General features: G+C 51.4%; 6 protein-coding genes. All 6 read left to right on the top strand.

The window, feature by feature from the left end; translation table 11 throughout:
* The first annotated feature begins 279 nt into the window (after positions 1 to 279).
* The 6 genes from rsxA to AC4MRN_RS18710 are packed head-to-tail and all read left to right on the top strand — an operon-like array spanning position 280 to position 6,610.
* A complete protein-coding gene (gene rsxA, locus AC4MRN_RS18685; protein ID WP_073325090.1) occupies positions 280 to 861 on the top strand; it encodes an electron transport complex subunit RsxA in 582 nt (193 codons plus the stop codon).
* A 2-nt stretch (positions 862 to 863) separates the two neighbouring features.
* A complete protein-coding gene (rsxB, locus tag AC4MRN_RS18690; RefSeq protein ID WP_073325108.1) occupies positions 864 to 1,427 on the top strand; it encodes an electron transport complex subunit RsxB in 564 nt (187 codons plus the stop codon).
* A 1-nt stretch (position 1,428) separates the two neighbouring features.
* Positions 1,429 to 4,185 carry an electron transport complex subunit RsxC gene (gene rsxC, locus AC4MRN_RS18695; protein ID WP_491204138.1) on the top strand — a complete coding sequence of 919 codons (2,757 nt, stop codon included), beginning with the start codon at positions 1,429 to 1,431 and terminating at the stop codon, positions 4,183 to 4,185.
* Complete coding sequence (gene rsxD, locus AC4MRN_RS18700) at positions 4,182 to 5,273, top strand: electron transport complex subunit RsxD (RefSeq protein ID WP_491204139.1); 1,092 nt, start codon at positions 4,182 to 4,184, stop codon at positions 5,271 to 5,273. Before rsxC ends, rsxD begins: the two co-directional genes overlap by 4 nt.
* Entirely contained in the window at positions 5,273 to 5,914 is a 642-nt protein-coding gene (gene rsxG, locus AC4MRN_RS18705; RefSeq protein ID WP_491204140.1) for an electron transport complex subunit RsxG, read from the top strand. Before rsxD ends, rsxG begins: the two co-directional genes overlap by 1 nt.
* The gene (locus tag AC4MRN_RS18710; protein WP_491204141.1) at positions 5,915 to 6,610 is read left to right on the top strand and encodes an electron transport complex subunit E; all 696 of its coding nucleotides are present in this window, start codon (positions 5,915 to 5,917) and stop codon (positions 6,608 to 6,610) included.
* Positions 6,611 to 6,708 lie beyond the last annotated feature (98 nt).

Genomic DNA, 6,708 nt, shown 5'->3' on the forward strand with positions numbered 1-6,708 from the left:
GCGACGGACTGTTAATCCGCAGGTCCCCCGTTCGAGTCGGGGAGGGGGAGCCAAATCTGGCTCCATTACACTGAGTTCCTCAGTAAAATCTCCAAGTTCCGAATTTCCAATGTAAAAGTTGACACGCTGTTTTGTCTATTCAACATCAGCTATAGATCAGTCAGCGCAAATTTCCAGTATACGTTTTTAATTATGCGAAAAATAAGAGATAATACCGCGATTACGCATACGCTCTTTTGTCTTTTTATTCACTGGCTTGATTGGTAATACTGAATCTCGATGACTGAATTTTTCCTGCTTCTTATCAGTACTGTGTTAGTCAACAATTTTGTACTGGTTAAATTCCTGGGTCTGTGTCCCTTTATGGGGGTCTCCAGCAAACTGGAAACGGCCATAGGTATGTCGATGGCAACGACATTTGTTCTGACACTGGCGTCCGTATGCAGCTACCTGGTGGAAACCTATTTATTACAGCCGTTGGGCATTACCTTCTTACGCACAATCAGCTTTATTCTGGTTATTGCCGTCGTTGTGCAATTTACTGAAATGGTGGTGCATAAAACCAGCCCTACCCTTTATCGTTTGTTAGGGATTTTCCTGCCGCTTATTACCACCAACTGCGCGGTTTTGGGTGTTGCATTGCTAAACCTGACCGAACAGCACAACCTGATTCAAAGCATAATTTATGGCTTTGGTGCCGCTGTAGGATTCTCACTGGCCATGATCTTGTTCGCCGCCATGCGGGAACGCCTGGCCGCTGCTGACGTCCCTACTCCGTTCAAAGGGGCTTCCATTGCAATGATTACCGCCGGCTTGATGTCACTTGCCTTTATGGGCTTTAGCGGACTGGTGAAAGTGTAATGATGATTGCAGCACTACTCGCCCTTGGACTATTGGCACTGGGATTCGGTTTGGCACTTGGCTACGCCGCTATTCGCTTTCATGTTGAAGGTGACCCGCTGGTAGAACAAATTGACCAGGTATTGCCACAAACACAGTGTGGTCAGTGTGGTTACCCCGGTTGCCGCCCGTACGCTGAAGCTATTGCCAATGGTGACGACATTAACAAGTGTCCGCCGGGCGGCGAAGCGACCATTAAGCAGTTAGCAGACTTGATGGGGGTCGAGGCCAAGCCATTAGATGCCGCACACGGCGAAGAAAATGCGCCTAAGGTCGCCTATATTCGCGAAGATGAATGTATTGGTTGTACTAAATGTATCCAGGCCTGCCCGGTCGACGCCATTGTTGGTGCAGCAAAACAAATGCACACTGTGATAACCGATGCCTGCACTGGCTGTGACTTATGTGTAGAGCCCTGCCCTGTAGACTGCATTGATATGGTCACGGTAAATCCTACGACGGCGTCCTGGCAATGGGACTTTGCACAAACGCCGCGAGGCGATATACCGGTGAAAGTGATTTCCTGATATGCCAAACGATTTTTCTCAAATACTTCAACGTCTTGATTCACAAAAGCTCTGGGACTTCCCCGGCGGCGTGCACCCTGACGGACGCAAGCATTTATCTAACCAATCTGCTACTGGTACTTTGCCGCTACCACAGACATTGGTAATTCCGGTGCGTCAGCACATTGGAACTGCAGGCAGTTGTTTGGTAGCGTCTGGCGATCAGGTATTAAAAGGTCAACCGCTGACACAAAGCCCGCACCCTTTTACGGTACCAGTGCACGCACCGACCTCGGGCGAAGTGATAGCGATTGAAGAACGCACCACAGCGCATCCTAGTGGACTGCCGGAGCTGTGCGTCGTGATTAAGCCGGATGGGCAAGAACAGTGGGCACCACTGAACCCGATAAAAGATTATACCCAGGCAGAACCGTCATCTCTGGTTGCTGCTATTTGCGATGCGGGCATTGCCGGTATGGGCGGCGCAGGCTTCCCGACTCACATTAAATCGACAGCCAGAAAAGCTGTCGAGTTTTTGATTATCAATGGTATTGAGTGCGAGCCCTACATCACGTCAGACGACAGACTAATGCGTGAGCACGCCTGGCAAATCCGGCAGGGTATCGATATTTTACGCCACTTGCTGTCACCGAAAGTAACGATCATTGGCGTCGAGGATAACAAACCTGAAGCCTTCGATGCTTTGAGTAAAGTGTGCGAAGACTGCCCGCATATTCGTGTTGTGTCCGTACCCACAAAATACCCCGCTGGGGGCGAAAAACAGCTTATTCAGGTGCTGACTGGTCGTGAAGTGCCTCGCGACGGGCTGCCTGCGGATATCGGCGTCATGATGTTTAATGTGGGCACCTGCTTTGCCATTGCTGACGCTATTTTGTATGGCAAGCCTCTCATTCAGCGAGTCGTCACACTAACTGGCGAAGCCCTTCAGCATCCGCAAAACGTATGGGCTCTTATTGGCACCCCGATACAAGCGCTATTAGCGCATGGCCAATATCAGCCCAAACGACAGGCAACGCCCACAGTTATTATGGGCGGGCCAATGATGGGGTTCACACTGCCTTCCGTCGATGTCCCTGTTGTTAAAACCACAAACTGTATTTTAGTACCGGCCAAGAAAGAGCTGCGTATTAATCAGCGGGAACTGGCCTGTATCCGCTGCAGCGCGTGTGCAGATGCCTGTCCGGCCAGCCTGCTGCCACAACAGCTGTACTGGCACAGCAAAGCCGGAGAGCTGGATAAAGCCGAAGAGTATAACTTGTTCGATTGCATCGAATGTGGTGCCTGTGCTTATGTTTGCCCAAGTGAAATTCCCCTTGTGCATTATTACCGCAAAGCTAAATCGCAAATTCGCATTCAGAAAGACGAAAAAGATAAAGCCGAAAAATCGAAGCAACGTTTTGAAGCACGCAAAGCGCGTCTGGAACGCGAAAAAGAAGAGCGGGAAGCGAAGCACAGACAAGCTGCAGAAGCCCGTAAACAAGCTATGCAGGCGCAACAAAACAAGGCTTCAGCGGCAACTGAAGACACCAGTGCGAATCCGGCAAAAGACAAGGTCGCTGCCGCATTAGCGAGAGCGAAAGCCAAAAAAGCGGCTCAGCAATCAGCGCCAATAGCAGAAAACCAGGCTGCAGCCGACGCTGCAATGCCTGACACGTCGGCCACCGATACCAAACAAGACAAAGTAGCAGCCGCCATTGCCAGAGCCAAGGCAAAGAAAGCGCAACGTGCAAACGAGACAGCTGAGTCAGCACAATCGGATACCGGCACGCAAACGCCAGAGACCACAGCTGGCCATGATGCCAATGCGGAGCGAAAGGCAAAGGTTGCGGCAGCGATAGCGCGAGCGAAAGCGAAAAAAGCTGCGGCACAACAAGGTGAAGTATCTGAGGTATCAGACGAAGCGGAACTACCCGATACGCCAGCAGACACGGCTGATTCAGATACCGAAGCACTGAGCCCGGAAGCCCAGCGCAAAGCCAAAGTCGCTGCAGCCGTTGCCCGTGACAAAGCCAAGAAAGCGGCTTCAGAAAATGCATCTACAGACGAGACTGAAACACCAGAAGTATCGGCAGATGCAGAACCATCGAAAATGTCAGCAGACGCGGCTGAGTCAGACGCCGAAGCACTGAGCCCGGAAGCTCAGCGCAAAGCGAAAATTGCCGCCGCGGTTGCTCGCGCCAAAGCAAAAAAAGTTGCTTCAGAAAAAGCGTCTACAGACGAAACTGAAACACCAGAAGTATCGGCAGTCGCAGAACAGTCTGATACGTCAGCAGACACGGCTGATGGAGACGCCGAAGCACTGAGTCCGGAAGCTCAGCGCAAAGCCAAAATTGCTGCTGCGGTTGCTCGTGCAAAAGCCAAAAAAGCGGCTTCAGAAAAAGCATCTGCGGACGAAACTGAAACACCAGAGGTATCGGCAGACGCAGAACAATCGGATACGTCAGCAGACACGGCTGAGTCAGATACCGAAGCTCTTAGCCCTGAAGCTCAGCGCAAAGCAAAAATTGCCGCTGCGGTTGCTCGTGCCAAAGCCAAAAAAGAAGCTTCAGAAAAAGCATCTACAGACGAGACTGAAACACCAGAAGTGTCGGCAAACGCAGAACAGTCGGATACGTCAGCAGACACGGCTGATGCAGACGCCGAAGCACTGAGCCCTGAAGCTCAGCGCAAAGCAAAAATTGCCGCCGCTGTTGCTCGTGCCAAAGCCAAAAAAGCAGCACGAGAAAACAGTGAGGATCAGGAGCAAGATAACGCATGAAGTTAACCTTATCGAGTTCTCCCCACCAGCATGTCAGACGCACTACCGATCAGGTCATGCGCTGGGTCCTGTACGCAATGGTGCCTGGCATTATTGCTCAGGTCATCTTCTTTGGCTGGGGTGTCATTATCCAAATGTTACTGGCGGCAATCACCGCGCTTGTAACAGAAGCCACCATTGTCGCCCTACGTAAGCGTGAGATTGGCCAGGCCCTTGGCGACTACAGCGCCATTGTTACCGGCCTGTTGCTGGCAGTCAGCCTTCCTCCCTTTCTGCCATGGTGGATGACCGTACTGGGTACCTGGTTTGCTATCGCTATCGTAAAACAACTTTATGGCGGCTTGGGTTTTAACCTGTTTAATCCGGCAATGGCAGCCTATGTCATGCTACTTATCTCCTTTCCGGCAGCAATGAGTGGCTGGTTGCCTCCCTCTTCGCTCGCCCTGCACGACATTTCGTTTGGCGACGCCGTATCAGTTATATTTACCGGCTTCAGTCAGGCCGGGTACGACTTAACCCAGTTACGCGCCGGGGCCGATGGTTTTACCATGGCCACACCGTTGGACTACGTAAAAACCCAATTGAGCCAGGGGTACACTTACACGGAAGCACTCTCACACCCATTGTTTGGACAAGGCATAACAGAAGCAGCCGGCGCTGGCTGGAGCTGGGTTGCAATGGCTTACCTTGCCGGCGGTCTCGTGCTGCTCCAGCAACGCATCATAAGCTGGCATATTCCGGTATCTCTGATTGCAGGCGTGGCAATTACCGCGACCTTTTTACAGCTCATTAATGGCGACTTGTACGGTTCGGCCCTTTTCCACTGGACCAACGGTGCGGTGCTCTTTGGCGCATTCTTTATTGCCACCGACCCGGTTTCCGCCTCGACTACCCCAAAAGGGCGTTTAGTCTTTGGTGCAGCCATTGGCTTTTGGATTGTTATTATTCGCACTTTCGGCGGCTATCCCGACGCCATCGCCTTTGCTGTCGTCATCATGAATATGGCGGTACCGTTGATTGACTATTACACCCAGCCAAGGGTGTATGGACAGCGTGCTAAACAAAAGCAGCGGGAAGGAGACGCCTGATGCCAAATAGCATAATTAAAAACGGTGCCCTGCTAGCCTTATTTGCTGTGGTTACAACGGCATTAATTGCGTTTACTTTTGCCGGTACGGAACAGAAGATTGCGGAGCAAAGGGCTAAGCGTTTGCTCACTACCCTGAACGAAGTGGTGCCACCAACACTTTACAATAATCAATTAGCTCTGGACTGTTTACAGATTGATGATGCAACCTTGGGACGAGGTTCTCATGCTATTTACCGTGCCCGGCTAGACGGCGAGAACCAGGCTTTAGCCGCCGAGTTTACGGCCCCTGATGGCTACAGCGGTAACATTCACTTAATTTTGGGTGTTAACACACAGGGCGAGGTACTGGGCGTTCGAGCACTCGACCATGCCGAAACACCCGGACTGGGTGACAAAATCGAAATGGCGGTCAGTGATTGGATGCTTTCATTTAACGGCAAAGTCTACAAAGCAGAAGACGCCAAACGCTGGCAAGTCAAGAAAGACGGCGGGCAGTTTGACCAGTTTACCGGCGCAACCATTACGCCCCGCGCTGTCGTTGGTGCTGTGGCGAAAACACTGGCCTACCTGAACCAACAGCAGGCCACGCTGTTTAGTCAACCCGCTAACTGCCCTGCCCCGGCAGAATCTCAGGAGTAAGTGCGTATGTATCAACAACTCACGCTCGAGGGCCTCTGGAAAAATAACCCCGCCTTAGTGCAACTATTGGGCCTGTGCCCATTGCTGGCAGTCACCTCCAGCGTCATTAACGGACTTGGATTGGGGATTGCCACCACACTGGTGCTTGTAGGCTCTAACGCGACTGTGTCACTGATTCGGCACTACGTTACGTCAGCCATACGGATCCCGGTATTTGTGATGATCATTGCCGCCTTTGTTACCGTGATCCAGCTACTCATGAATGCCTACACGTATGAACTGTACCTGGCTTTGGGTATCTTTATTCCGCTTATTGTGACCAATTGCGCCATTATCGGCCGTGCTGAAGCTTTTGCTTCCAAAAACCCGTTAGGTACCTCAGCTTTTGACGGCTTAATGATGGGCGTCGGTTTTACACTGGTGCTGGTCATTCTGGGAGGACTTCGCGAAATATTGGGTAATGGTACGCTGCTTCATGGCGCTGATCGTCTGTTTGGCCCTATCGCATCAGACTGGTCCGTTACTCTGTTTAGCCCGGAGAATCCTTTCTTGCTGGCAATCCTGCCGCCCGGCGCCTTTTTAGGACTCGGCTTCCTGATTGCCGTTAAAAATATTATTGATAAAAAACTGGCCGACAAAGCAGCCGCAAACGCACCGAAGAAAGTCGTGCGCGCGCGTGTCACTGCAGAAAGCTAGCCAGCGATAGCGTTGAACCGGTACCTTTTATGAGCAGTTCGTTGACCAAACAACAAAAAGTACAAGCCATTATGGACATTCTGGATGAGCTTTATCCG

Source organism: Marisediminitalea sp., assembly GCF_984433645.1.

Coding starts and splice junctions, on each gene's coding strand:
- rsxA (WP_073325090.1), top strand. CDS start 280: ATGACTGAATTTTTCCTGCTTCTTATCAGTACTGTGTTAGTCAACAAT.
- rsxB (WP_073325108.1), top strand. CDS start 864: ATGATTGCAGCACTACTCGCCCTTGGACTATTGGCACTGGGATTCGGT.
- rsxC (WP_491204138.1), top strand. CDS start 1,429: ATGCCAAACGATTTTTCTCAAATACTTCAACGTCTTGATTCACAAAAG.
- rsxD (WP_491204139.1), top strand. CDS start 4,182: ATGAAGTTAACCTTATCGAGTTCTCCCCACCAGCATGTCAGACGCACT.
- rsxG (WP_491204140.1), top strand. CDS start 5,273: ATGCCAAATAGCATAATTAAAAACGGTGCCCTGCTAGCCTTATTTGCT.